This window comes from Bradyrhizobium cosmicum, assembly GCF_032290525.1.
Classification (GTDB): domain Bacteria; phylum Pseudomonadota; class Alphaproteobacteria; order Rhizobiales; family Xanthobacteraceae; genus Bradyrhizobium; species Bradyrhizobium cosmicum_A.
In genome coordinates this window covers 222,485-246,035 of sequence record NZ_JASXTA010000003.1, presented here as the reverse complement: position 1 = coordinate 246,035, position 23,551 = coordinate 222,485, and the positions used below count along the sequence as shown (strand labels likewise).

20 protein-coding genes are annotated in these 23,551 nt (G+C 64.4%); 10 read left to right on the top strand and 10 right to left on the bottom strand.

The genetic code is table 11. From position 1 onward, the window contains the following. Window position 1: 1 nt before the first annotated feature. Window positions 2–922, bottom strand: coding sequence for a methylenetetrahydrofolate reductase [NAD(P)H] (metF, locus tag QSV46_RS07245; protein WP_314948573.1), 921 nt, complete (start codon window positions 920–922; stop codon window positions 2–4). Between the two features lie 383 nt (window positions 923–1,305). Here metF and QSV46_RS07240 point away from each other — a divergent pair, with 383 nt between their 5' ends. Further along, window positions 1,306–2,319, top strand: coding sequence for an LLM class flavin-dependent oxidoreductase (locus QSV46_RS07240; protein WP_314948570.1), 1,014 nt, complete (start codon window positions 1,306–1,308; stop codon window positions 2,317–2,319). Between the two features lie 69 nt (window positions 2,320–2,388). Here QSV46_RS07240 and QSV46_RS07235 read toward each other — a convergent pair whose 3' ends face one another. Both QSV46_RS07235 and QSV46_RS07230 read right to left on the bottom strand, forming a co-directional pair. After that, window positions 2,389–3,249, bottom strand: coding sequence for a prephenate dehydratase (locus QSV46_RS07235; protein WP_314948568.1), 861 nt, complete (start codon window positions 3,247–3,249; stop codon window positions 2,389–2,391). Window positions 3,250–3,270: 21 nt separating this feature from the next. Then, window positions 3,271–4,011 (bottom strand): 3-deoxy-manno-octulosonate cytidylyltransferase, encoded by a 741-nt coding sequence (locus QSV46_RS07230; RefSeq protein WP_314948565.1) that lies wholly within the window; start codon window positions 4,009–4,011, stop codon window positions 3,271–3,273. Window positions 4,012–4,230: 219 nt separating this feature from the next. Here QSV46_RS07230 and QSV46_RS07225 point away from each other — a divergent pair, with 219 nt between their 5' ends. The 6 genes from QSV46_RS07225 to QSV46_RS07200 all read left to right on the top strand — a co-directional run bounded on the left by QSV46_RS07225 (window position 4,231) and on the right by QSV46_RS07200 (window position 12,728). Continuing rightward, a complete protein-coding gene (locus QSV46_RS07225) occupies window positions 4,231–4,785 on the top strand; it encodes a c-type cytochrome (RefSeq protein ID WP_314948563.1) in 555 nt (184 codons plus the stop codon). 211 nt (window positions 4,786–4,996) lie between these two features. Beyond that, window positions 4,997–6,895: an extracellular solute-binding protein gene (locus QSV46_RS07220; RefSeq protein ID WP_314948560.1), complete on the top strand. Its 1,899-nt coding sequence runs from the start codon at window positions 4,997–4,999 to the stop codon at window positions 6,893–6,895. Between the two features lie 14 nt (window positions 6,896–6,909). Beyond that, a complete protein-coding gene (locus tag QSV46_RS07215) occupies window positions 6,910–8,793 on the top strand; it encodes an extracellular solute-binding protein (RefSeq protein ID WP_314948557.1) in 1,884 nt (627 codons plus the stop codon). 2 nt (window positions 8,794–8,795) lie between these two features. Continuing rightward, on the top strand, window positions 8,796–9,902 hold the full coding sequence (locus QSV46_RS07210) for a microcin C ABC transporter permease YejB (protein ID WP_314948555.1): 1,107 nt from the start codon (window positions 8,796–8,798) through the stop codon (window positions 9,900–9,902). Next, on the top strand, window positions 9,902–11,083 hold the full coding sequence (locus tag QSV46_RS07205; protein ID WP_314948553.1) for an ABC transporter permease: 1,182 nt from the start codon (window positions 9,902–9,904) through the stop codon (window positions 11,081–11,083). Before QSV46_RS07210 ends, QSV46_RS07205 begins: the two co-directional genes overlap by 1 nt. A 7-nt stretch (window positions 11,084–11,090) precedes the next feature. Beyond that, complete coding sequence (locus tag QSV46_RS07200) at window positions 11,091–12,728, top strand: ABC transporter ATP-binding protein (RefSeq protein WP_314948552.1); 1,638 nt, start codon at window positions 11,091–11,093, stop codon at window positions 12,726–12,728. A gap of 5 nt (window positions 12,729–12,733) precedes the next feature. Here QSV46_RS07200 and QSV46_RS07195 read toward each other — a convergent pair whose 3' ends face one another. Together QSV46_RS07195 and QSV46_RS07190 are read right to left on the bottom strand one after the other, a co-directional pair. Beyond that, window positions 12,734–13,588 (bottom strand): C40 family peptidase, encoded by an 855-nt coding sequence (locus QSV46_RS07195; protein WP_314948549.1) that lies wholly within the window; start codon window positions 13,586–13,588, stop codon window positions 12,734–12,736. Next, complete coding sequence (locus tag QSV46_RS07190) at window positions 13,581–14,954, bottom strand: leucyl aminopeptidase family protein (protein WP_314948547.1); 1,374 nt, start codon at window positions 14,952–14,954, stop codon at window positions 13,581–13,583. The genes QSV46_RS07195 and QSV46_RS07190 overlap by 8 nt, the downstream gene beginning before the upstream one ends. 204 nt (window positions 14,955–15,158) lie before the next feature. Here QSV46_RS07190 and QSV46_RS07185 point away from each other — a divergent pair, with 204 nt between their 5' ends. From QSV46_RS07185 to QSV46_RS07175, 3 genes are all read left to right on the top strand, one after another. Continuing rightward, a complete protein-coding gene (locus QSV46_RS07185) occupies window positions 15,159–15,362 on the top strand; it encodes a hypothetical protein (RefSeq protein WP_314948544.1) in 204 nt (67 codons plus the stop codon). Window positions 15,363–15,631: 269 nt separating this feature from the next. Further along, window positions 15,632–17,128, top strand: coding sequence for a metallophosphoesterase (locus QSV46_RS07180; RefSeq protein ID WP_314948542.1), 1,497 nt, complete (start codon window positions 15,632–15,634; stop codon window positions 17,126–17,128). Between the two features lie 87 nt (window positions 17,129–17,215). Continuing rightward, window positions 17,216–18,028 (top strand): tetratricopeptide repeat protein, encoded by an 813-nt coding sequence (locus QSV46_RS07175; protein ID WP_314948540.1) that lies wholly within the window; start codon window positions 17,216–17,218, stop codon window positions 18,026–18,028. 50 nt (window positions 18,029–18,078) lie between these two features. Here the strand turns inward: QSV46_RS07175 and QSV46_RS07170 are convergent, their stop codons facing one another. Genes QSV46_RS07170 through QSV46_RS07150 form a run of 5 tightly spaced genes read right to left on the bottom strand, consistent with a single transcriptional unit; the run spans window position 18,079 to window position 23,541 of the window. Then, entirely contained in the window at window positions 18,079–19,053 is a 975-nt protein-coding gene (locus QSV46_RS07170) for a type II secretion system F family protein (protein WP_314948537.1), read from the bottom strand. 9 nt (window positions 19,054–19,062) lie between these two features. After that, window positions 19,063–20,040 (bottom strand): type II secretion system F family protein, encoded by a 978-nt coding sequence (locus QSV46_RS07165; protein ID WP_314948535.1) that lies wholly within the window; start codon window positions 20,038–20,040, stop codon window positions 19,063–19,065. A 16-nt stretch (window positions 20,041–20,056) separates the two neighbouring features. Then, on the bottom strand, window positions 20,057–21,520 hold the full coding sequence (locus QSV46_RS07160; RefSeq protein WP_314948533.1) for a CpaF family protein: 1,464 nt from the start codon (window positions 21,518–21,520) through the stop codon (window positions 20,057–20,059). A 21-nt stretch (window positions 21,521–21,541) separates the two neighbouring features. Further along, the gene (locus QSV46_RS07155) at window positions 21,542–22,810 is read right to left on the bottom strand and encodes a CpaE family protein (protein WP_314948531.1); all 1,269 of its coding nucleotides are present in this window, start codon (window positions 22,808–22,810) and stop codon (window positions 21,542–21,544) included. After that, on the bottom strand, window positions 22,807–23,541 hold the full coding sequence (locus QSV46_RS07150; RefSeq protein ID WP_314948528.1) for a CpaD family pilus assembly protein: 735 nt from the start codon (window positions 23,539–23,541) through the stop codon (window positions 22,807–22,809). The genes QSV46_RS07155 and QSV46_RS07150 overlap by 4 nt, the downstream gene beginning before the upstream one ends. Window positions 23,542–23,551: the final 10 nt, after the last annotated feature.

The following is a 23,551-nucleotide window of genomic DNA, read 5'->3' as shown; positions in this document are numbered from 1 at the left end:
CTTATGCCGCCTTCTGCGCGCTCTTGGCGCGGATGCCGAGCAAATGGCTGATCGCGAATACGAGGTCGGCGCGGTTCATGGTGTAGAAGTGGAAGGTGTCGACGCCGTGTTTGGCGAGCTTCTGCACCTGGCCCGCGGCGACGGTCGCGGCTACCAGCTTGCGGGTCTCGGCGTCGTCGTCGAGGCCGTCGAATTTCGCGGCGAACCAGTCCGGTACGGTAGTGCCGGCGCGGGTGACGAAATTGCGCGCCTGCTTGAAATTGTGCATGGGCATGATGCCCGGCACGATCGGAATGTTGATCCCCCGCGCACGGACACGGTCGAGAAAACGGAAGTAGAGGTCGTTATCGAAGAACACCTGGGTGATAGCGCGCGCAGCACCAGCGTCGACCTTGGCCTTCAGCATGTCGATATCGGCGTCGAAGTCGCGCGCTTCGGGGTGCTTCTCGGGATAGGCGGAGACCGACACTTCGATATCAGCGTGGCGCTTCTTGATGCCGGCGACGAGATCGGCAGAACTCTGGTAGCCGTCGGGATGGCTGGAATAGGCCGTGCCGATGCCGCCGGGTGGATCGCCGCGCAAGGCAACGATGTGGCGGACGCCGACCTCGTGATAGCGGTCGACGATCTCGTCGATCTCGCCGCGCGAGGCGCCGACGCAGGTCAGATGCGCGGCCGGCAGCAGCGCCGTCTCCTTCAGGATGCGCGAGATGGTGGAATGGGTGCGCTCGCGGGTCGAGCCGCCGGCGCCGTAGGTGACCGAGACGAATTTCGGGTCGAGCGGGGCTAGCCGGTTGATGGTCTCCCAGAGATTGCGCTCCATATCTTCCGTCTTGGGCGGAAAGAACTCGAAGGAGATCGCAGGCCGCTTCAGGTGCCCGTCTTGCCCGCCAGCCTGGGCAGGAATTGTCGGATCAGTCATGGCACCACTCACTCCAGGATTTTGGCGGCCGGCGTCGGTCTAGATTGGAAGTGGCTAAGATAAGCCAAAGCGGCGGCACTCGACAGCCCATCGGAGGTGGGAAATTGCCCAATTTTGCCGTCGAAAGGCAAATTATTGTGCAATAAGCCTTGGAAGTGGGAAGCGCAATTTCTACAAAAATAACAATAAATCAATAATTTGCGGGGAGTTGTCGCTGACAGATGATTAAAACTATGGTGGGCAGTATAAAGATCCTGCTGCTGAGGATAAATCCATCCCACCGAGCCGAGTTCGGTCCGCCGCCCGAACTCGCGGCCCGCACACGCCAGACCTGCGCCGTCTGCCCATTGTCGTCGCGCCCACCTCCACTAACTTAGCGCGCCATGATCCCGCTCTCCGTCCTCGACCTCTCCGTCGTCACCACAGGCACGAAACCCGCCGCAGCGCTGCGCAACAGCATCGATCTGGCGCGCCATGTCGACGGGCTCGGCTATGTCCGCTACTGGCTCGCCGAGCATCACAACCTCGCCTCGGTGGCGAGCCCTGCGCCCGACGTAATGATCGGGCAGATCGCGGCGGTGACGAAGCACATCCGCGTCGGCTCCGGTGGCGTGATGCTGCCCAACCACGCGCCCCTGGTCGTAGCCGAGCGCTTCAAGATGCTGGAGGCGCTGTTTCCCGGCCGTATCGATCTTGGTCTCGGCCGCGCGCCCGGCACGGATGGCGCCACGGCCTACGCGCTACGCAGCCGGCTCGATCGGCGCGAGGGCGACGATTTCCTGGAGCGGCTGCATGAATTGATCCTGTGGGAAACCCGCGAATTTCCCTCAGGCCATCCCTACCACAACGTCGTCGCGATGCCCGACGATTCGCCGTTGCCGCCGATCTGGCTGCTCGGCTCCAGCGATTATTCGTCGGAACTGGCCGCGCAAGTCGGCATGGGCTTCGCCTTCGCGCATCATTTTGCGTCCCATGACGCTATCGATGCGATGGTGCACTATCGCAGTCGCTTCCAGCCCTCGGCGTGGAGCGCGAATCCCCGCGCGATCCTCGCGGTTGCCGTCATCGCTGCCGATACCGACGAGGAGGCGGAAAAGCTCGCCACGTCGTTCGACCTCAACCGCCTGCGCCGCGATCGTGGTCAGTATCTGCCGCTGCCGAGCGTCGAAGAGGCGACGGCCTATCCCTATACGGATTCCGAGCGCATCTCGATCGCGCGCAACCGTTCGCGCCTGTTCGTCGGTAGCCCTGCGACCGTCCAGAAAAAGCTTCAGCCATTGATCGATGCGAGCAAGCCGGACGAACTGATGGTAATCACGGCCGTGTACGATCACGAGGCGCGCAAGAAGTCGTATTCGCTTCTGGCCGATGCATTCGGGCTGAAAGCGACCGCGTAAACACGATCGTGCTCCGGATATCGTGGCCTCTGGGTCCCGGCTCGCGCTTCGCGCGTCCGGGACACGAGACTAGTCCTGCTGGGTCTCGCTGAACGTCGCCCGGAAGGGATGTCCCGGATACACGCCGACGATGCGGAATTCGCGAGAGAAGAATTTCAGCTCCTCGATCGCGAACGCCAGGCCCTTGTCATCGGGATGGCCATCGACGTCGGCATAAAACTGCGTGGCGAAGAAATTGCCGTCGACCATGTAGCTCTCGAGCTTGGTCATGTTGACGCCGTTGGTGGCAAAGCCGCCGAGCGCCTTGTAGAGCGCGGCCGGCAAGTTGCGCACTCGAAATACAAAAGTGGTGACCAACGGGCCGGAGCCCTGCGCAGCCCATTTCGGCTCGCGCGCCAGCACCACGAAGCGCGTGGTGTTATGGGCCTCGTCCTCGATGTCCTCGGCCAAAATGTCGAGGCCGTAGATTTTTGCGGCCAGGCGCGAGGCGATCGCAGCGACGGTCTTGTCGTTGCGCTCGGAGATATCGCGGGCGCTGCCGGCGGTGTCGGCATGCACGATCGGCTTGATGCCGAGCTTGCGGATGATGCGCCGGCACTGGCCGAGCGCGTGCACATGGCTCTCGACGCTCTTGATGTCTTCGAGCCTGGTCCCCTTCACCGCCATCAGTTGATGCCGGACCGGCAGAAACCATTCGCCGACGATGAACAGGCCGGAAGCCGGCAGCAGATGATGGATGTCGGCGACGCGGCCTGCGACCGAATTCTCGATCGGGATCATGCCAAGGTCGGCCTCGCCCGACGAGATCGCCGACAGCGCGTCCTCGAAGGTTGCGCACGGCAGCGGCTCGGCGTCGGGATAGGCCTCGACGATGGCGATGTGGGAATTGGCCCCGGGTTCGCCCTGGAATGCGATCTTCATCTTGCTCATGCTCGGCCTTGTAGCAGCGGCTCAGGATTTGGAAAGGATGCTGCGCGCGGTCTCGAGGTCCGCCGGCGTGTCGACCCCGCGGGGCACGGTATCGACGATGGTGAAGTCGATCCGCATCCCGGCCTCCAGCGCCCGGAGCTGCTCGAGCTTCTCCTGCAATTCCAGCGGCGAGGGCGGAAGCCGGACGTAGCGCTCCAGTGCGGCGCGGCGATAGGCGTAGAGGCCGATATGGTGGTAACGCGGTCCGTCGCCGGTCGGGGCGGTCGCGCGGGTGAAATAAAGTGCGCGCATCCGCCTTCCGCCGAGTGAGGTCCCGATCGCCTTCACGACGCTCGGCGCCAGGTCCTCCTCCTCGGTATGGATCTGCGAGGCCAGCGTCGCGATGTCCACGGCCGGATCCTGCAGCGGCGGCAGCACCTCGCGGATGTTGTCGATCGTGATGGTCGGGAAATCGCCCTGCAGATTGACCACGATCTCGGCCTTGCCGTCCGGATCGAGCTTCTGCATGGCCTCGTGGATACGATCCGAGCCCGAGGGGTGCTCGGCGCGGGTCATCACGGCCTCGCCGCCATGGGCGGTCACGACCGAGGCGATCTCGGCCGTGTCGGTTGCCACGGCGACCCGGCCGATCCCGGCGGCTTCGGCGCGGCGCAACACGTGCACGATCATCGGCAGCCCCGCGATGTCGGCGAGCGGCTTGCCGGGCAGGCGGGTGGCGGCCATGCGGGCCGGGATCAGCACCAGGATGCGGGGATCGGTCATCGGGTCAAAGGCCTGGAAACGGTACGTTTTCCGCGTCGAGAAATGGGGTAGGGACGGGCTGAAAGCCGGGTCGCTTATACGGGTTGCCAGACCCCGGGCAAACCGATATCTCAATGGCAAAACTCGGGGAAACAATAAGGAACGTTTGATTCTCCCGAGGCTCGTCCTGGCGGCCGCGCGGCCGCTGTTTCCTTCTTGCGGTGTGGGGCCTGGCCGGAAATGGACTCTTTCGAACTCAACAAGATTCTCGGTGCCGTGCTCGGCACCTGTCTCATCCTGCTGGTGACGAGCTTCACCGCCCAAGCGCTGTTCTCGCCCAAGATGCCGGAAAAGCCGGGCTTCGAGATCGCAGTCAAGGAAGACGCCGGCCACGGCAAGGAAGGCGGCGCGGCTGCCGCGTCTGCCGAGCCGATCGAAAAGCTGCTCCAGACCGCCTCGGTCGAGAAGGGCGCTGCCGCCGCCAAGAAGTGCGGCGCCTGCCACACCTTCGAGAAGGGCGGTCCGAATCGTGTCGGTCCGAACCTCTACGGCGTCGTCGGCGAGAAGCGCGGCGAGGGCCGTGGCGGCTTCAACTTCTCGGCCGCCATGAAGGCCAAGGGCGGCACCTGGACGTTCGACGACCTCAACAAGTTTATCGCCAGCCCGAAGGGCTTCATCCCTGGCACCGCGATGGGCTTCGCCGGCATTCCCAAGGATTCCGAGCGCGCCGACGTCATTGCGTATCTGAATTCACTGTCCGAGCATCCGCAGCCGCTGCCGACGGCCTCAAAGTAAAGCCTTCGAAACTCATCTTGGACTATGCGGCCAGGCTGAAAAGCCTGGCCGTTTCCATATCCGGGCCTCGCGGCGACGTTATCGAGGCGTTTGGCCGCATCGGATGGAACGGCCAGGCTTCCAAGATGAGGAAAAAGCAACATATTCCGTCGAAACCTCGCCTATATTGGGAACTTAAAGGAGTAGCCTCCTTCAAGACAGGACTATTGATTTGGCCATCACCCGACGCGATCTCCTGCTCACCGGTACTGCTGCGGCAGCGCTCCCCGCCCTTGGTTCCGTAGGCGTTGCCGTCATCGGCACGGCGCGCGCGCAATCCGCCAGTGACCTGCCTTGGCGGCACGCGCTGTCGCTGTTCGGAAAGGTGAAGTACCCCGCCGACTTCACGCGCTTCGATTACGTCAATCCGGAAGCGCCCAAAGGCGGCGTCGCGCGCCAGATCGCCGTCGGTACATTCGACAATTTCAACATCGTCGTCTCCGGCGTGAAGGGGCAGGTCGCCGGGGCCGTCGCGTTCATCTACGAATCGCTACTGACGCCCTCGCTTGACGAGGTCTCGACCGAATACGGCGCGCTGGCCGAGGCTGTCAGCCACCCCGAGGATTTCTCCTTCGTCACCTATCGTTTGCGGCCGCAGGCCAGATGGCATGACGGCAAGCCCGTCACTGTGGATGACGTGATCTTCTCGCTCGATTCCTTCAAGAAGCACCATCCGATGTATTCGGCCTATTACAGCCACGTGGTGAAGGCCGAGAAGGTCGGCGAGCGCGAGGTGAAGTTCACATTCGACGCGCCCGGCAACCGCGAGCTGCCGCAGATCGTCGGGCAGCTCACGGTCCTGCCGAAGCATTGGTGGGAGGGGACCGATGCCCAGGGCCGCAAGCGCGATGTCTCCGCCACCACGCTCGAGGTGCCGCTCGGGTCCGGCCCCTACAGGGTCAAGGAATTCGTTGCGGGGCGATCGATCGCGCTGGAGCGCGTCAAGGACTATTGGGGGCGTGACTTCGCCGCCAATGTCGGCCGCAATAATTTCGACGAGCTGCGCTACGAATATTTCCGCGACGCCACGGTAGCGATCGAGGCCTTCAAGGCCGATCAGGTCGATTGGCGTACCGAGAACAGCGCGAAGAATTGGGCGACGGCCTACGACTTCCCGGCCGTGACCGAAAAGCGCGTGATCCTCGAGGAGTTCGCCAATCGCAGCTCGGGCGTGATGCAGGCGTTCGTGCCGAACCTGCGCCGCGCCAAGTTCAGCGATCCCCGCGTGCGTCGTGCGCTCAACTACGCGTTCGACTTCGAGGAGATGAACAAGCAAATCTTCTACGGCCAGTACAAGCGCGTCAGCAGCTATTTCGACGGCATCGACGAGCTGATGGCGACCGGATTGCCGCAGGGCAAGGAGCTCGAGATCCTCGAGACCGTCCGCGCCGAAGTCCCGCCCGAAGTGTTCACGGCGGCCTACACCAATCCGGTCGGCGGCAGTCCGGAAGCGGTGCGCGACAATCTGCGCGAGGCGCTGCGCCTGTTCAAGGAGGCCGGCTACGAGGTGCGCGACCGCAAGCTGGTCGACGTCAAGACCGGCGCTCAGTTCTCCCTGGAGTTGCTGAACTCGGATCCGAGCTTCGAGCGGATCACGCTGTTCTACAAGCCGTCGCTGGAGCGGCTCGGCATTGCCGTCAGCGTGCGGACGGTCGATCCGACCCAATACGAGAACAGGACGCGCGAGTGGGATTTCGACGTCGTCACCAACTCCTGGGGCGAGTCGCAGTCGCCCGGCAACGAGCAGCGCGAGTTCTGGTCGTCCAAGACGGCCGACATCCCCGGCTCACGCAATATTGCCGGCATCAAGAATCCGGCGATCGACAAGCTGATCGAGCGGGTGATCTACGCCAGAGATCGCGACGATCTCGTCGCCGCAACCAAGGCGCTCGACCGCGTGCTGCTGTGGAATCACTACGTTGTGCCGCAGTGGACCTATACGAAGGTGCGCACCGCGCGCTGGGATCGCTTCGGCCGTCCGACGGAATTGCCGAAATACGGTCAGTCCGGTTTTCCGTTCATCTGGTGGTACGACGCGGATAAGGCGGCGCGGATCACAAAGAAATCGTGAAGGACATCCCTCGCATGACGCAGATGTCACGCCGCGATGTGCTGGCCTTGGGTGTCGGCGGCGCCTTTGGAATGTCCTTCGTTGCGTCGCCGCGCGGCGCGCGGGCATCTGAGGCGGGGACCGAGGCGCACGGCATCTCGGCCTTCGGCGATCTCAAATATCCCGCCGACTTCCGCCATTTCGACTATGTCAATCTGGATGCGCCGAAGGGCGGCATGTTCTCGCTCATCCCGTCGGTGCGCGCCTACAACCAGTCATACCAGACCTTCAACTCGCTCAACGCGTTCATCCTGAAGGGTGACGGCGCCCAAGGCATGGACATGACGTTCTCGCCGCTGATGGTTCGGGCAAGCGACGAGCCGGACGCGATGTACGGGCTTGCCGCCAGATCCGTGCGGATATCGCCGGACAGGCTGGTTTATCGCTTCACCATGCGGCCCGAGGCGAGATTCCACGACGGCACCAGGCTCACCGCCCATGACGCGGCATTTTCGCTGACGGCGCTGAAGACCAGGGGGCATCCGCTGATCATCGTGCAGCTGCGCGATATGGTCAGCGCTGAAGCGATCGACGATGCGACGCTCGTTGTCACCTTTGCCAAGGGGCGGGCACGCGACGTGCCGCTCTATGCCGCGAGCCTGCCGATCTTCTCCAAGGCTTTCTATGCATCCCGCCCGTTCGACGAAACGTCTCTGGAGATTCCGCTGGGCTCAGGTCCGTACAAGGTCGGCAAGTTCGAGGTCAATCGCTACATCGAGTTCGAGCGGGTCAAGGACTGGTGGGCCGCCGATCTGCCGCCCTGCCGCGGCAGCTACAATTTCGACATCGTGCGTTATGAATTCTACCGCGACCGCGATGTCGCCTTCGAGGGCTTCACCGGCAAGAACTATCTCTACCGGGAGGAGTTCACCTCACGCATCTGGGCGACGCGCTATGACTTTGCGGCCGTCAAGGACGGCCGCGTCAAGCTCGAAACCGTGCCTGACGACACGCCGTCCGGCGCGCAGGGCTGGTTCATCAACACGCGGCGCGAAAAATTCAAGGACCCTCGCGTGCGCGAGGCCTTGATCGATGCCTTCGATTTCGAATGGACCAACAAGACCATCATGTACGGCGCCTATGCCCGTACGGTGTCGCCTTTCCAGAACTCCGATCTGATGGCGAGCAACGGGCCGCCTTCGCCGGAAGAGCTGAAGCTGTTGGACCCGTTTCGCGGCCAGGTTCCCGACGAGGTTTTCACCGCACCGTTTTCGCCTCCGGTCTCGGACGGCTCCGGGCAGGACCGCAGCCTGTTGCGCAAGGCGCAGCAACTGCTGAACGAGGCCGGCGTGCCGATCAAGGACGGCAAGCGGGTGCTGCCGAACGGTGACGTCTTCAGGATCGAGTTCCTGTTGGACGAGCCCTCGTTCCAGCCGCACCACGCGCCCTACATCAAGAACCTGGCGACGCTCGGCATCGAGGCGAGCGTGCGCCTGGTCGACGCCGTGCAATACAGGGCGCGTCAGGAAGATTTCGATTTCGACATGACCATCCAGCGTTTCAGCATGTCGGCGACGCCGGGCGATGCGATGCGCGCGTTCTTCTCTTCGCAGGTCGCCGCGACCAAGGGCTCGTATAATCTCGCCGGCATCGCCAGCCCGGCCATCGACGCCATGATCGAGAAGATCATGGCGGCCGACAGCCGCGAGGAATTGACCGTCGCCTGCCGTGCCTTCGATCGCCTGTTCCGCGCCGGCCGCTATTGGGTACCGCAATGGTACAACAAGACGCATCGGCTCGCTTATTGGGATCAGTTCGGCCGCCCCCAGAAGCTGCCACGTTACGCCAATGGCGTCGGCGCCCCCGAGATCTGGTGGCATGACGGCGCCAAGGCGGCCAAGCTCGAGCGGGCGAAATAATCATGAGCGCCTATATCGCCCGCCGCATCCTGCTAATGATCCCGACGCTGCTCGGGATCCTCTTCGTCTCCTTCGTCGTCGTGCAATTCGCGCCGGGCGGTCCGGTCGAGCGCGTGATCGCGCAGCTTTCGGGCGCCGACACCGGCGGCAGCTCGCGTATCTCGGGCGGCAGCGACTTTGCGCAGCGCGCCCCGGGGCAGGTTGGTGCCGGCGGTGAGATCAATTCGAAATATCGTGGTGCTCAGGGGCTCGATCCTGATTTCATCAAGAAGCTGGAGGTGCAGTTCGGCTTCGATAAGCCCGCACCGGAACGCTTCGCGCTGATGGTCTGGAATTTCGCCCGCTTCGATTTCGGCAAGAGCTATTTTCGCGATGTCAGCGTGCTCCAGCTGGTCAAGGAAAAGCTGCCGGTCTCGATCTCGCTCGGCATCTGGCTGACGCTCCTGACCTACCTGATCTCGATCCCGCTCGGCATCCGCAAGGCGGTTAGGGACGGAACGCGCTTCGACACCTGGACGTCGAGCGTGCTCGTGCTCGGCTATGCCATTCCCGGCTTCCTGTTCGCGATCCTCCTGATCATCCTGTTCGCCGGTGGCTCGTTCTTCAACTGGTTTCCGCTGCGCGGGCTGACGTCAGACGGCTGGTCGCAATTTCCATGGTACTGGAAGATCATCGATTACTTCTGGCATTTGACGCTGCCGTTGATCGCCATGGGGCTCGGCGCGTTCACCACCATGACGTTCCTGACCAAGAACTCGTTCCTGGACGAGATCCGCAAGCAATATGTCATGACCGCGCGCGCGAAGGGCTGCGGCGAGAATCGGGTGCTTTATGGCCACGTCTTCCGCAACGCGATGCTGATCGTCATCGCGGGCTTTCCCAGCACCTTCATTCACGCCTTCTTCTCGGGTTCGCTTCTGATCGAGACCATCTTCTCGCTGGACGGGCTGGGACTGCTCAGCTTCGAGAGCGTCCTCAACCGTGATTACCCCGTGGTGTTCGGCACGCTCTTCATCTTTTCGCTCGTCGGCCTCGTGATCAACCTCATCTCCGACTTGACCTACATGTGGATCGATCCGCGGATCGATTTCGAGGCGCGGGAGGTCTGATGACGCTGGCCGCCCCCACCACGCCGATCGAAACCACTGCGAAGTCGCCGCTCGGCGATGCCGTGCCGATGACACGCAAGCCGTTCGTGCCATCGCCGCTCAACAGGCGGCGCTGGCAAAATTTCAAGGCGAACCGGCGCGGCTACTGGTCGTTCTGGATCTTCATGATCCTGTTCGTGGTGTCGCTGTTCGCCGAGCTGATCGCCAACGACCGGCCGTTCCTGATCAAATATGACGGCCACCTCTATTGGCCGTCCGTCGTCACCTATTCGGAGACGACCTTCGGTGGCGATTTCGAGACCGCCGCCGACTATCGCGATCCCTATTTGCAGAAGCTGATCAGGGAGAAGGGCGGCAGCATCGTCTGGCCGCTGATCCGCTACTCCTACGACACCCACAATCTCGACCTGCCGACGCCGGCGCCGTCACCGCCGACCTGGATGCTGACGGAGGCGCAGTGCAAGCCTGTGGTCGAGCGGAAAGGTCTGAAGAGCTGCCGCGATCTCGAATACAACTGGCTCGGCACCGACGATCAGGGCCGCGACGTGGTGGCACGGCTGATCTACGGCTTCCGCATCTCCGTGCTGTTCGGCCTCTGCCTGACCATCATCTCCTCCGTGATCGGCATCGCGGCCGGCGCGGTGCAGGGCTATTTCGGCGGCTGGATCGACCTGTTGTTCCAGCGGTTCATCGAGATATGGACTGCGATCCCGTCGCTCTATCTGTTGCTCATCCTGTCCTCGGTGCTGGTACCCGGCTTCTTCGTGCTGCTCGGCATCCTGCTCCTGTTTTCCTGGGTGTCGCTGGTCGGGCTCGTGCGCGCGGAATTCTTGCGCGGGCGCAACTTCGAGTACATCCAGGCGGCGCGGGCGCTCGGCGTGTCGAACGCCGTGATCATGTTCAGGCATTTGCTGCCGAACGCGATGGTGGCGACCATGACGTTCCTGCCGTTCATCGTGTCGAGCTCGGTCATGACGCTGACGGCCCTCGACTTTCTCGGCTTCGGGCTGCCGCCCGGCTCGCCGTCGCTCGGCGAGCTGCTGTCGCAGGGCAAGTCCAACGTGCAGGCGCCCTGGCTCGGCTTTTCCGGCTTCTTCTCGGTCGCGATCATGCTGTCACTTCTGATCTTCATTGGCGAAGCCGTGCGCGACGCCTTCGATCCGCGCAAGACGTTCAGGTGAGGGCGTGATGGACGCGATCAACCAGCCTCTGCTCAGCGTGCGCGATCTCTCGGTCGCCTTCCATCAGGGCGGCGCCACCACGCTTGCGGTCGACCAGGTCTCGTTCCAGATCAAGCGAGGCGAGTGCGTCGCGCTGGTCGGCGAATCCGGCTCAGGCAAGTCGGTCAGCGCGCTTTCGATCCTGAAGCTTCTGCCCTATCCGAACGCCTCGCATCCCTCGGGCAGCATCCGCTTCAAGGGGCAGGAGCTGATCGACCGCTCCGAGCAAGAGATGCGGGAGATCCGCGGCAGCGACATCTCCATCATCTTCCAGGAGCCGATGACCTCGCTCAATCCGCTGCACACGATCGAGGCGCAGATCGGCGAGATCATCCAGCTGCACAATCCGACCAGCAATGCCGAGGCCCGCAGGCGGACGCTGGAGCTGCTGACGCAGGTCGGCATTCCCGCGCCCGAAACGCGGCTGAAGAGCTATCCGCACCAGCTCTCCGGCGGCCAGCGCCAGCGCGTGATGATCGCGATGGCGCTCGCCAACGAGCCGGACCTGTTGATCGCGGACGAGCCGACCACGGCGCTCGACGTCACCGTGCAGGCGCAGATCCTGGCGCTGCTTGCCGAGATCCGATCGCGACTCGGCATGAGCCTGCTCTTCATCACCCACGATCTCGGCATCGTGCGACGCATCGCCGATACCGTCTGCGTCATGAAGGGCGGCGTCATCGTCGAGCAGGGGCCGGTCGAGCAGGTCTTCACCAGTCCGAAGCATCCCTATACGCGCGATCTGCTCGCCGCGGAGCCGAAGCCCGATCCGGCGCCGCCGCAGCCGGATGCGCCGGTGGTGATGTCGGCCAATGATCTCAAGGTGTGGTTTCCGATCAAGCGCGGCCTGATGCGCAAGACGGTCGGCCACGTCAAGGCGGTCGATGGCGTCAGCGTCGCCGTGCGCAAGGGCGAGACGCTCGGCGTCGTCGGCGAATCCGGCTCGGGCAAGACGACGCTGGGACTCGCGCTGATGCGATTGATCTCCTCGAATGGACGCATCGTGTTCCTGGGCAACGACATTCAGGGCCTTCGTTTCAAGGAGATGCGGCCCTTCCGGCGCGACATGCAGATCGTGTTCCAGGATCCGTTCGGCTCGCTCAGCCCGCGGATGTCGGTGGCCGACATCATCGCCGAAGGCCTCTCGGTGCATCAACCAAAACTGTCGCGCGAGGAGCGCGAGGAGCGCGTCGTCAAGGCGCTCGAGGATGTCGGCCTGAAGCCGGACACCCGTCATCGCTATCCGCACGAATTCTCCGGCGGTCAGCGCCAGCGCATCAGCATCGCGCGCGCGGTGGTGCTGGAGCCGGATTTCGTCGTGCTGGACGAGCCGACCAGCGCGCTCGACATGCTGATTCAGGCGCAGATGGTCGATCTGCTGCGCGATTTGCAGCGCCGGCGCGACTTGACCTACATGTTCATCTCGCACGATTTGCGCGTCGTCGCCTCACTTGCGAGCCATCTGATCGTGATGCGCGGCGGCAAGGTCGTCGAGGAAGGCCAGGCTGCCGAGCTGTTCAAGAGCCCGAAGACGGACTACACGCGCGCGCTGTTCGCGGCGGCGTTCCGGCTGGAGACGGCGGGAAATGGGGCGGTAGCGACCTAACGTGCTCAGAGCCGCTTGATCGCGACGACCTCGCTGCCGGCCTGCCTGATTCTCGCGAGCGCAGGCTCGATCGGCTCGACCACCGTCGCCATGTGATGCGCGTTGGCGTGAACCATGGTGCCGCTGTCGCGGACGATGGCGACATGGCCCTTCCAGAAGATCAGATCGCCGCGCAGCAAGCTGCCTCGATCATGTGACTGGAGTGCGCGGCCGAGGCCGGCCTGCTGCATGTCGCTGTCGCGCGGGCAGCCGATGCCTGCTGAGGTCAGCGCGACCTGGACGAGGCCGGAGCAATCGATGCCAAAACTGCTCTTGCCGCCCCAGAGATAGGGCGTGCCGACGAAGCGTTCTGCGACCGCGACGAAGTCCGGCTCACGATGATCGAGCGGGACGAGATGCGCCTTCGGCAGGAACGTTCCTTCGGGCGTCACGGCGAAGTTGCCGTCCTCGCGCGCTATCGTGATCTTCGATCCCAGCACCAGCGTGTCGGCCGGCGGCAGCTTGATCGAGGGGCCGGGGAAAGCGAACGTCCGCAGCGCGCTGACGACGTGGGTCGGCGGCGCCGATGGCTTCGCGAGCGCCGCATCCGGCAGCCAGCCGACATAGCCGTCAGCGGCAAGCTGGCCCCAGGCCCAGCCCTCGCCGTTGCGATCGTAGACCGTGACGCGCTCGCCGCGTAGCGCCTGCGTCATCAGCATCGCGGCCGGTGACGGCTGTTCGCGCATGGGCGCGACCGGATCGGCCACCTCGAAATCCTCGCCGGTGACGAAGCGTTCCGCCTCAATCTTGCCTTCGAGATATTTCGCGGCGATGTCGCCCCGCGCCGGCGTCAGCCTTGGATCGTGTCTGGGGTCATGCATAGCGTTCGCTCAAGAGTGCGTAGATGGCGCGCGCGGCCTGGCACTCGCCGCCTTCGGGCCGCGCCGGCTTTGCCAACGGCGTCCAGCCATAGATGTCGACATGCAGCCAGCTCCTGGCCTGCTCGACGAAGCGTTGCAGGAACAGCGCGCAGGTGATCGAGCCGGCAAACCCGCCGGACGGTGCGTTGGTGATGGTGGCCGTCTTGGAATCCAGCCACGCATCATAAGGCGGCCAAAGCGGCATGCGCCACAACGGATCGTTCTCCAGCGCCGCGCAGCGCGCGACGTCGGCGGCAAGCGTCTCATCATTGGTGTAAAAGGGCGGTAAATCCGGCCCCAGCGCGACCCGCGCGGCACCGGTCAGCGTACCCAAATCGATCAGCAGATCCGGTTTCTCCTCGTCGGCGAGCGCCAGCGCGTCGGCGAGCACCAGCCGCCCTTCAGCGTCGGTATTGCCGATTTCCACCGTGATGCCCTTGCGCGACGTAAAAATGTCGAGCGGGCGGAAGGCATTGCCCGCGACTGCGTTTTCCACGGCGGGAATCAGCACGCGCAACCGCAGCTTCAGCTTCGCGTCCATGACCATGCGCGCGAGCGCCAGCACGTTGGCGGCGCCGCCCATGTCCTTCTTCATGATCAGCATGCCGCTCGATGGCTTGAGGTCGAGCCCGCCGGTGTCGAAGCAGACGCCCTTGCCGACCAGCGTCACCTTGGGATGAGCCGGATCGCCCCAGCCGATGTCGATCAGCCGCGGGGCGCGGCTAGATGCCATGCCGACGGCGTGAATCAGCGGAAAATTCGACTTCAGCTCTTCACCGGTGGTGCAGGCAAAGCTTGCGCCGAATTCGGCGGCGAGCGCCTGCGCGGCCGCGGCGAGCTCCGCCGGACCCATGTCGTTGGACGGCGTGTTGATGAGATCGCGCGCCAGCATCGCAGCATCCGCCATGCGATTGATCTCGGCCGCATCGATGCCATCAGGTGGCACCAGCCGGACGTCGGGACGGTCGGCCTTGCGGTAGCGGGCGAAGCGATAGCACCCCAGTGCAAAAGCGAGCGCCGCCAGCCGTACATCGTGCGGTGCATTGGCAAAGCGATAGATGCCCGGCGGCAGCAGGCCGGGCAGGGCGCCCGGCCGGAACAGGTCGCGCGATCTTGCTCCATCGTCCTCGAGGCCGAACAGCACGCGCGCGATCGTGCCATCGGGCGCGGGCAGTGCGAGATAGCCGCCCGGCTTGCCGGCAAAGGCGTTCGCGGTGGCGAACTGGCGCTGCGCCGGCGGCAGCGTCTCGGCGACCTGATCCCAGCTCGACTTGGTGACGAAGGTGATCGGGATGGCAGTGGACGATGTCTCGAAGATTGAAGGCATTGGCGGGTCCGGAACGTCGGCTCAAACAGGTCATACGAATGGACGAGACTTCGCAGAGTTTCGCCGCCGCCGCAATCGGCTTTGCTGTCACCGTTCAGCGAGCCGCTACTCGCAACAAGGGGGCCATGCTAGGTTCCGGCAACGGCCGCCAGGGGACAGAGATCTTCGGCGGCCAAAGACGAAGCCTGCCGGGAGGAAGCTACAATGGAATTTCTGTGGAGCGTGGTCACATTCATCGGTGAGGCCGTCGCGGCGATTTTTGGCTATGTCGAGCATCATCATTGGATCTTCGGATTCCTTGCCGGCGGCTACGTCTTCTATCTTCACGACCGCTCCATCCATGCGCGGTTTGATGCTCTCGACAGGCGCGTCGACGAAATCCGCAAGCGGCTTGCCATCGAATATTGATTGGATGGGCGAAACTATCGCCGGGCCGATCTCGTATCCATCACGAGACCTGTTGTTCGCGGGAGCGTAGTCGCCGGGGCTTTACTAGCGCTTCGGTTGTGGCATTATCGGCGAGTATTGTAGATTGTTGCGTTCGTGTCATGCTCGTATCGAGCGTAGGCGCGTGCCCGGGTCATTCCTTGCCCGGGCCGATACGAGCCGGACTCGCTCGTGAAAGGCATTTCTCTCATCGTTTGGGCGGCGCAGCATTCGCAAATAAGCGGCGCAAAATGGATAGATCGTTCGTTATTGCGCAGATTTCCGACCTGCATCTGGACGGGTCAGGCCGGCTGCTGGCGACAATCGAGGCGCTCAGCGCGGCAATCCGCAAGGGGATGGCGGACTACGCCGATATCCCCGACCGCATCCTGCTGATCACGGGCGATCTCGTGGACGACCCGACGCCGCGCGCGCTCGACGAAGCGCTCGCCGTCATCGCATCGTTCCGGCGGACCGGATTGTTCACCGACATCCAGGCGGTTGCCGGCAATCACGACGTCAAGCGGCCGGGCCAGCGTGCGGGCCGGTACGACGCCTATGACTATCTGCATCTGCCGCGGACCTCGAAGAGCAATTACTACCGCCACGCCGGCCTCGATCTGGTGCTGCTGGATTCCAACCGAGCGAGTCTCACGACGCTGGCGAGCGGCAATGTCGACGAGGCCGCTTACAACGCGCTTGTCGCGGATTCCGCCCGGCTGAGCGTCGAGCTCGCCGGCAGCATGGGAACTGTGGGGCGCGCCGATTATGCCGAGCCGTCGGAAAACCTGGTGCGCGTGCTGGCGCTGCATCACCATCCGCTGCCGCAGGCGACCGGCGAGGGAAAGCGGTTTCTCGGCGTGCCCGACGAACCGCTGATGTATCTCGCAGCGCCCGCGACCTTTCTCGAAGCGGCGACGTCGCTCAACGTCAGTCTGGTTCTGCACGGACACCGGCATGTCGAGGGCCTCACCCGCTATTCGATTCCGGATCCGCGCGCGACGCGGAGCGAGAACGGCGAGCCCTTCTGGCGCACCATCTACGTACTCTCCTGTCCGTCCTCGACCGGACAGGCCGGCGACGATGCCGGCTTCAACATCATTCATTTTGGCCCATCGTTGCACGGGACGGCGCATCGGTTCGCGATCGCGCGCTATTCGCGGCCACGTAACGGCGGCGCCTTCACGCCGCTCGACTCGAACCTGCCGGACGGCGTCATCAGGCTGCCGGCAGGACGGGATTTTTCCCGCGATCCGGCCGTCCAGTCGACTATCGAGATCGCCTCATGTGCGACGCTGAAGCGTGATCAGGTCGCAGCACTGGCCCGCCGGCTCCTGACGCGTAGCGCCTTTTATGCCGGCGGCGATGCGGACTGGTCGGGCGCGCTCCACGCCTATCTCGTCACCTCACACGCCTGGGCCGATATCGCGGGCAAGTTCGCAAGGTCGGAGCACAGGCACGATGTTGAGGCGATGACTGCGGTGACCTTGCTGCTGTGCCGGTTGATCGAGCATTCCGCCGGCGTGCTCGGCATCGATCGTGTTCAGCTGGACGAGCTCCTCGCGCAACGTCTGGTCGACCACGACGATCTTCGGCGCGAGTGGCCCGGAGTGTCGCGTACGTGCGTCGATGTTGCTGCGCACGCGCGGCGGCGACTGCAATTGCTGCGGGACCTGAATGAGCAGGTGAAGGTGCTCGGCCCCGATCTCGACCTTGGCGGCGAGACGCCGCCGCGAGCGCCGCCGTGAAGGCTGCCGGCATTAACCGGCCGTTAGGGTTAACGGTCTATTGCTGGCGCGTTCGGCTCGATCAATCGGCTCGTGAGTCAAAGCGTCATGCGTCAACGGTTCAGTCTTGCCCGGCTTCTCGCGTCCACCTCGCTGGTCGCGGCGGTGGCCATGGGCCTCGGCGGCTGCACGGCCATGTCGAAACTCTCCGAAGTCACGGGCTCGGTCGGGCCGCGTGCGGAAGCCGCCCCCGCCGATCCCGCGCGCGCCGCCGAAGCTTATGGCGAGCGCTATCGTGCCAATCCCAAGGACGCCGACGCCGCGCTCGGCTATGGCCAGGCCTTGCGGGCCAACGGCCAGCGCGCGCAGGCCGCCGCCGTGCTCGAGCAGGCGACGATCGCCAATCCCGGCAACAAGGCGCTGCTCGCCCAGTATGGCCGCGCGCTCGCCGACAACGGAAATTTCCAGCAGGCCTTCGACGTGCTGTCGAAGGCGCATTCGCCCGACAATCCGGACTGGCGCCTGCTCTCGGTGCAGGGCACCGCGCTCGATCAGATGGGCCGCCACGAAGAGGCCCGCGCCTATTACGCGAGCGCACTGAAGATCGCGCCGGGCGATCCTGGCGTGCTCTCCAATCTCGGTTTGTCCTACATGCTGTCGAAGGACCTGCCCAAGGCCGAAGAGGCGCTTCGGCAGGCCTACGCCTCGCCGCGCGCGAGCACCCGGGTGCGGCAAAATCTCGGCATGGTCGTCGGCCTCCAGGGCCGCTTCGCCGAAGCCGAGACCATCGTGAAGGCGGACCTGCCGCCGGACCAGGCCGCCGCCAATGTCGCTTATCTCAAGGACATGCTGAGCCGCAGCGACGCAGCGCGCGGCGCACCGAAGCGGACGCCGGTCGCCTCGCTCAGCCGGTCCGATTGATCAAACCCGATCTTCGAAATCTTCAAGCCGCTTGAGGTCCCGGCCCTGCATCAGTGTAGCTCGGTGATCTTGATGCCGGTCGGCCCGAGAATGACGACGAACAGCACGGGCAGGAAGAACAGGATCATCGGCACCGTCAGCTTCGGCGGCAACGCGGCGGCCTTCTTCTCGGCCTCGTTCATGCGCATGTCGCGGTTTTCCTGCGCCATCACGCGCAAGGAATGGCCGAGCGGGGTGCCGTAGCGCTCCGCCTGCTGAAGCGCGAGACACACCGACTTGACGCCCTCGAGCCCGGTACGCCGCGCCAGATTCTCGTAGGCGACCTTGCGATCCTGCAAATAGGACAACTCGGCCGTGGTCAAGGTGAACTCCTCCGACAGCGCGATCGACTGGCCCACGATTTCGGTCGCGACCTTGCGGAACGCCATTTCGACCGACATGCCGGATTCGATGCAGATCAGCAGCAGGTCGAGCGCATCGGGAAAGGCGCGCTTGATCGAGAGCTGGCGCTTCGAGATCGCGTTCTTGAGGAACAGCATCGGCGCCTGGAGGCCGAGATAGGCGGCGCCAATGCAGATGCCGATCTTGATCGGCATCGACTGCTCCATGCGAGCGATCAGGAAGACATAGATGAGCGAGCCGACGAAGAGCACGATCGGGGCCACCATGCGGGCGAACAGGAAGGTGATGTAGGGCGCCTGGCCGCGATAGCCCGCCATGATGAGCTTGTCCCGCGCCGCTTCCTGCGCGAGCCATTTCGTGAGATTGAAGTCCTCGACGACCCTGGAGACGACCTGCTTCGGCGTCTGGCGCAGCGAGACCTTCTCGCTCTTGTTGAGGCGTTCGCGCTCACGCTGGCGGATACGCTCGCGCTCGCTCGCCACCGCCTTCATGCGCTTGGAGAGGCCTTCGCCGGCGAAAAGCGGCATCACCAGCGTATAGACCGTGGCGCTGGCGGCGATGGCCGCCAGCAGCATGGTCATGAAGCGGACGTCATGCAGTTTCGAAACGAGGAACTCGACCATACGTCACCGTCAGAAATCGAAATTGATCATCTTCTTCATCACCATGATGCCCATCGACATCCAGACGACGCAGCCGACCAGCATCAGTTGGCCGGTCGGATGGGTCCACAGAATCGAGATGTAGTGCGGCGTCGTGAGATAGACGAGGAACATCACGATCGGCGGCAGCGAGCCGATGATGCCGGCCGAGGCCTTGGCCTCCATCGACATCGCCTGGATCTTTTCCTTCATCTTCTTGCGGTCGCGCAGCACCTTGGAGAGGTTGCCGAGCGCCTCGGAGAGGTTGCCGCCGGATTTTTGCTGGATCGAGATGACGATGCCGAAGAAGTTGGCTTCCGGCAGCGGCATGCGGTCGTAGAGGCGCGAGCAGGCCTCGCCGAGCGGCATGCCGATTGCCTGCGTCTCGATAATGGCCAGGAACTCGCTGCGCAGCGGCTCGGGCGCGTCGGCGGCGACGACCTTGATCGATTCGAACAGCGGAAGACCCGCCTTGATGCCGCGGACGATCACGTCGACCGCATCGGGCAGCGCCGCGAGGAATTTGCTTTCGCGGCGCTTCTTCAGGAAGCCCAGCGCCCAGCGTGGCAGGCCGAAACCGCCGGCAAAGGCAAGACCGGCGGCGCCAAGCAGGCCGCCACCGGTGAACATGGCGCCTGCGAAGAACACGCCCGCCACGACGGCGGATGCGATCCAGAATTTCTGCGGCGTCCAATCGAGGCCCGCCTGCGAAAGGCGGACGCTGAGCGGTACGCTCTTCTCCTGCTGGCGCCGGGCCTCGAGATCCTTGAGCGAGGTCTCGACCTGTTCGCGGCGCGAACGCTGGCTCTTCTCGGCCTGCTTGGCCGCGGGCGCTTCGGCGCGCGAGATCGAGGCGCGGCGGCCTTCCGCCTTTCGCTCTCCGGACAGGAGTGGGTAGAGGAACACCCAGGCGATGCCGCCGACGGCGGCGGTGGCGAGGAAGGCGAGGGCGAGGATCTGCATGTTCATGGCTGCGCCGATCTGCTCATGTCGTCGGCGCGACTTCCGCCGCATCGAGCGCGGCGGCAAGGCGCTTCTCCTCGCCGTAGTAGCGCGCGCGTTCCCAGAACTTGGGGCGGCCGATACCGGTCGAGCGGTGCCGGCCGATGATCTTGCCGTTGGCGTCCTCGCCGATCATGTCGTAGAGGAAGACGTCCTGGGTGATGATGGTGTCGCCTTCCATGCCCATCACCTCGGTGATGTGGGTGATGCGGCGCGAGCCGTCGCGCAGGCGCGCGGCCTGAACGATGACGTCGATCGAGGCGCAGATCATCTCGCGAATTGTTCGCGACGGAAGGGAAAAGCCGCCCATCGTGATCATGGATTCGCAGCGCGACAGGGCTTCGCGCGGATTGTTGGCGTGCAGCGTGCCCATCGAGCCGTCGTGGCCGGTGTTCATGGCCTGGAGCAGGTCGAACGCCTCGGGTCCGCGGACTTCGCCGACGATGATGCGTTCGGGGCGCATACGCAGGCAGTTGCGCACCAGCTCGCGCATGGTGACCTGGCCCTCGCCCTCGATGTTGGGCGGACGGGTTTCCAGCCGCACCACATGCGGCTGCTGGAGCTGGAGCTCGGCGGCGTCTTCGCAGGTGATGACGCGCTCGTCGTGCTCGATATAGTTGGTCAGGCAGTTGAGCAGCGTGGTCTTGCCCGAGCCGGTACCGCCGGAGATCAGCACGTTGCATCGGACGCGACCGATGATCTGGAGGATTTCCGCACCCTCCGGCGAAATCGCGCCGAACTTGACGAGCTGATCCAGCGTCAGCTTGTCCTTCTTGAACTTGCGGATGGTGAGCGTGGGCCCGTCGATCGACAGCGGCGGGACGATGGCGTTGACGCGGGAGCCGTCGGCGAGGCGCGCGTCGCAGATCGGCGAGGATTCGTCGACGCGCCGGCCCACCTGGCTGACGATGCGTTGGCAGATGTTGAGCAGCTGCTGGTTGTCGCGGAAGCGAATGCCGGTGCGCTGGATCTTGCCGGCGACTTCGATGTAGACGGTGTCGGCGCCGTTGACCATGATGTCGGCGATGTCGTCGCGCGACAACAGCGGCTCGAGCGGGCCGTAGCCGAGCACGTCGTTGCAGATGTCGTCGAGCAGCTCTTCCTGCTCGGCGATCGACATCACGATGTTCTTGATCGCGATGATCTCGTTGACGATGTCGCGGATTTCCTCGCGCGCGGACTCGGAGTCCAGCTTGGCGAGCTGGGCGAGGTCGATGGCCTCGATCAGCGCGCCGAAGATCGTCGCCTTGACCTCGTAGTAGTTGTCCGAGCGGCGGGATTCCATGGCCGGTGCTGGCTTGGCGGGGGCGAGCGGCGGCGAGGCGACAGCCGGCGGGAGCGGCGCGCGCGACGCCGCGACCGCCGGAGCCTGGGCAGGCTCTGGCGACACGGCGCCGGGCTTGGGAGCCCGAGTATCGGTGTCAGTTCCGCTACGCTTACCGAACACTTAACAACTCCATGCGGCTGCTTATTTTCCCCGCAACTTGTCAATCAGGGGTGAAAGCAAAGACGATTTCTGCTTCTTCGTCTCGCTGCGGCCGGTCAGGCGCTGGGCGATCTGAAGAAACATCTCGATCGACTTGTGGTTGGCGGAGATCTCCGCGATCATCTGGCCGTTGTTGGCCGCCGAGCCGAAGATCTGCGGCTCGAACGGGATCGAGACGACCGGCTGGCTCTCGATCGCCTTGGCGAACTCGGCGGCGGCGATTTCGGGTCGTTTCGGGACGCCGACCTGGTTCAGGCAGTACAGCGGAGGCCGGTCGTTCGGCCGCGAAGCCTTCAACAGGTCGAACAGGTTCTTGGTGTTGCGCAGATTGGCGAGATCGGGCGCCGCGACGATCAGGATGTCGTCCGCCCCGATCAGGGCGCGCTTGGTCCAGCCCGACCATTGGTGGGGGATGTCGAGCACGATGCAGGGCATGGTCGAACGCAGCGTGTCGAACACGGAATCGAAGGCGTCGGCGCCGAAATCATAGACCCGGTCGAGCGTCGCCGGCGCCGCCAGCAGGCTGAGATGGTCGGTGCATTTCGACAGCAGGCGGTCGATGAAGGCGGTGTCGACGCGATCGGGCGAGAACACGGCGTCCGCGATGCCCTGCGGCGGATCCTGGTTGTAGTCGAGCCCGGCGGTGCCGAAGGCGAGGTCGAGATCGGCGACCACCGCGTCCATCGCGAGGTCGCGCGCGATCGCCCAGGCGACGTTATGGGAGATCGTGGAGGCGCCGACGCCGCCCTTGGCGCCGACCACGGCGATGATGCGGCCGACCGCCTTGGCTTCCGGCGCCGAGAACAGGTTGCAGATCGAGCGCACGACGTCGATCGCGCCGACCGGCGCGAGCACGTAGTCGCTGACGCCGCGGCGCACCAGCTCGCGGTAGAGCATGACGTCGTTGATGCGGCCGATCACGACCACGCGGGTGCCGGCGTCGCAGACCGTGGCGAGATGGTCGAGCCCGCTCAGAAGGTCGTTGCGGCCGTCGCTCTCGAGCACGATCACGTTCGGCGTCGGCGCCGAGCGGTAGGCTTCGATCGCGGCAGCCATGCCGCCCATCTGGATCTTGAGGTGAGCCTTGCCGAGACGGCGATCCTCGCCGGCCGACTGCACGGCGGCAGCGGTTTCCACGGTCTCGCAGAAGGCCTGAACCGACACGCGCGGCGCCGGCGCAATATGCTCATCGAACGGCGGGGGTGAGGCGTCCGGCTGCTCTTCTTGGGTCTGGCGAGCGTAGCTGATCATTTGCCGGTTTCGCTGAGTTTGGCCTTGTCGGATTCAGGATAGGCGGTCGCCGTCGTCGTTCCCTTGCGATACTTCTCCAGGCCGGTGATGCGACGCGCCGTATAGGACGGCGTTTCGGGCCGCGGCTGCTCGAGGTCCGACGGATTGTCGACCATCGCCGCCATGTTGCGCTGATAGGCGCAGCCGTAATTGTAATAGTCCTTGTTCTCGAACCAGCTCTTGTTCTTCATCGAAGGACCGATGTCCTCCGGCCACAATCCGCAGGGGCCCGCGACCGCGGCGATCCTGGAATAGGTGAGCCGGATCGGCGGCAGGAAGCGCTTGTCTTCGGGCTGGTAAGGACGAACGTTGACGCCGCGCGGCGGAACGCCTGCGGCCGACAGCATCGCCTGGATCTCACGCATGGTGTCCGCGACCGGGCGCGCGTTGGGCGTGCCGGACGGCACGTCGATGCGGATCGCACCGGTGCCCTCGTGCAGCCAGGTCGACGCGACGCCCATCACGTCGGCGCGCTGGGCAGCGGTGAGCCCGCCGCGGGCGTGGCCGACGAACACGACGATCGAGCGGTTCTGTTCCTCGATCGCGATCGGATGGCGCTGCTTGTAGTCGTCGGGAATCGACGCGGTGACCGCTTCGTCATGCTGGCAGCCGCCGAGCGCGAGCGCCATGCCGACGAGCGCGCCACCGAGGCGGGTGACGCGTCTGCGACGCTGGGGTGGTCTGGTGATCATCGTGAAGTCC

Coding starts and splice junctions, on each gene's coding strand:
- QSV46_RS07185 (WP_314948544.1), top strand. CDS start 15,159: ATGGAATTTCTGTGGAGCGTGGTCACATTCATCGGTGAGGCCGTCGCG.
- QSV46_RS07215 (WP_314948557.1), top strand. CDS start 6,910: ATGACGCAGATGTCACGCCGCGATGTGCTGGCCTTGGGTGTCGGCGGC.
- QSV46_RS07165 (WP_314948535.1), bottom strand. CDS start 20,040: ATGAACATGCAGATCCTCGCCCTCGCCTTCCTCGCCACCGCCGCCGTC.
- QSV46_RS07240 (WP_314948570.1), top strand. CDS start 1,306: ATGATCCCGCTCTCCGTCCTCGACCTCTCCGTCGTCACCACAGGCACG.
- QSV46_RS07205 (WP_314948553.1), top strand. CDS start 9,902: ATGACGCTGGCCGCCCCCACCACGCCGATCGAAACCACTGCGAAGTCG.
- QSV46_RS07155 (WP_314948531.1), bottom strand. CDS start 22,810: ATGATCAGCTACGCTCGCCAGACCCAAGAAGAGCAGCCGGACGCCTCA.
- QSV46_RS07225 (WP_314948563.1), top strand. CDS start 4,231: ATGGACTCTTTCGAACTCAACAAGATTCTCGGTGCCGTGCTCGGCACC.
- QSV46_RS07170 (WP_314948537.1), bottom strand. CDS start 19,053: ATGGTCGAGTTCCTCGTTTCGAAACTGCATGACGTCCGCTTCATGACC.
- QSV46_RS07235 (WP_314948568.1), bottom strand. CDS start 3,249: ATGAGCAAGATGAAGATCGCATTCCAGGGCGAACCCGGGGCCAATTCC.
- QSV46_RS07175 (WP_314948540.1), top strand. CDS start 17,216: ATGCGTCAACGGTTCAGTCTTGCCCGGCTTCTCGCGTCCACCTCGCTG.
- QSV46_RS07150 (WP_314948528.1), bottom strand. CDS start 23,541: ATGATCACCAGACCACCCCAGCGTCGCAGACGCGTCACCCGCCTCGGT.
- QSV46_RS07180 (WP_314948542.1), top strand. CDS start 15,632: ATGGATAGATCGTTCGTTATTGCGCAGATTTCCGACCTGCATCTGGAC.
- QSV46_RS07200 (WP_314948552.1), top strand. CDS start 11,091: ATGGACGCGATCAACCAGCCTCTGCTCAGCGTGCGCGATCTCTCGGTC.
- QSV46_RS07210 (WP_314948555.1), top strand. CDS start 8,796: ATGAGCGCCTATATCGCCCGCCGCATCCTGCTAATGATCCCGACGCTG.
- metF (WP_314948573.1), bottom strand. CDS start 922: ATGACTGATCCGACAATTCCTGCCCAGGCTGGCGGGCAAGACGGGCAC.
- QSV46_RS07195 (WP_314948549.1), bottom strand. CDS start 13,588: ATGCATGACCCCAGACACGATCCAAGGCTGACGCCGGCGCGGGGCGAC.
- QSV46_RS07230 (WP_314948565.1), bottom strand. CDS start 4,011: ATGACCGATCCCCGCATCCTGGTGCTGATCCCGGCCCGCATGGCCGCC.
- QSV46_RS07190 (WP_314948547.1), bottom strand. CDS start 14,954: ATGCCTTCAATCTTCGAGACATCGTCCACTGCCATCCCGATCACCTTC.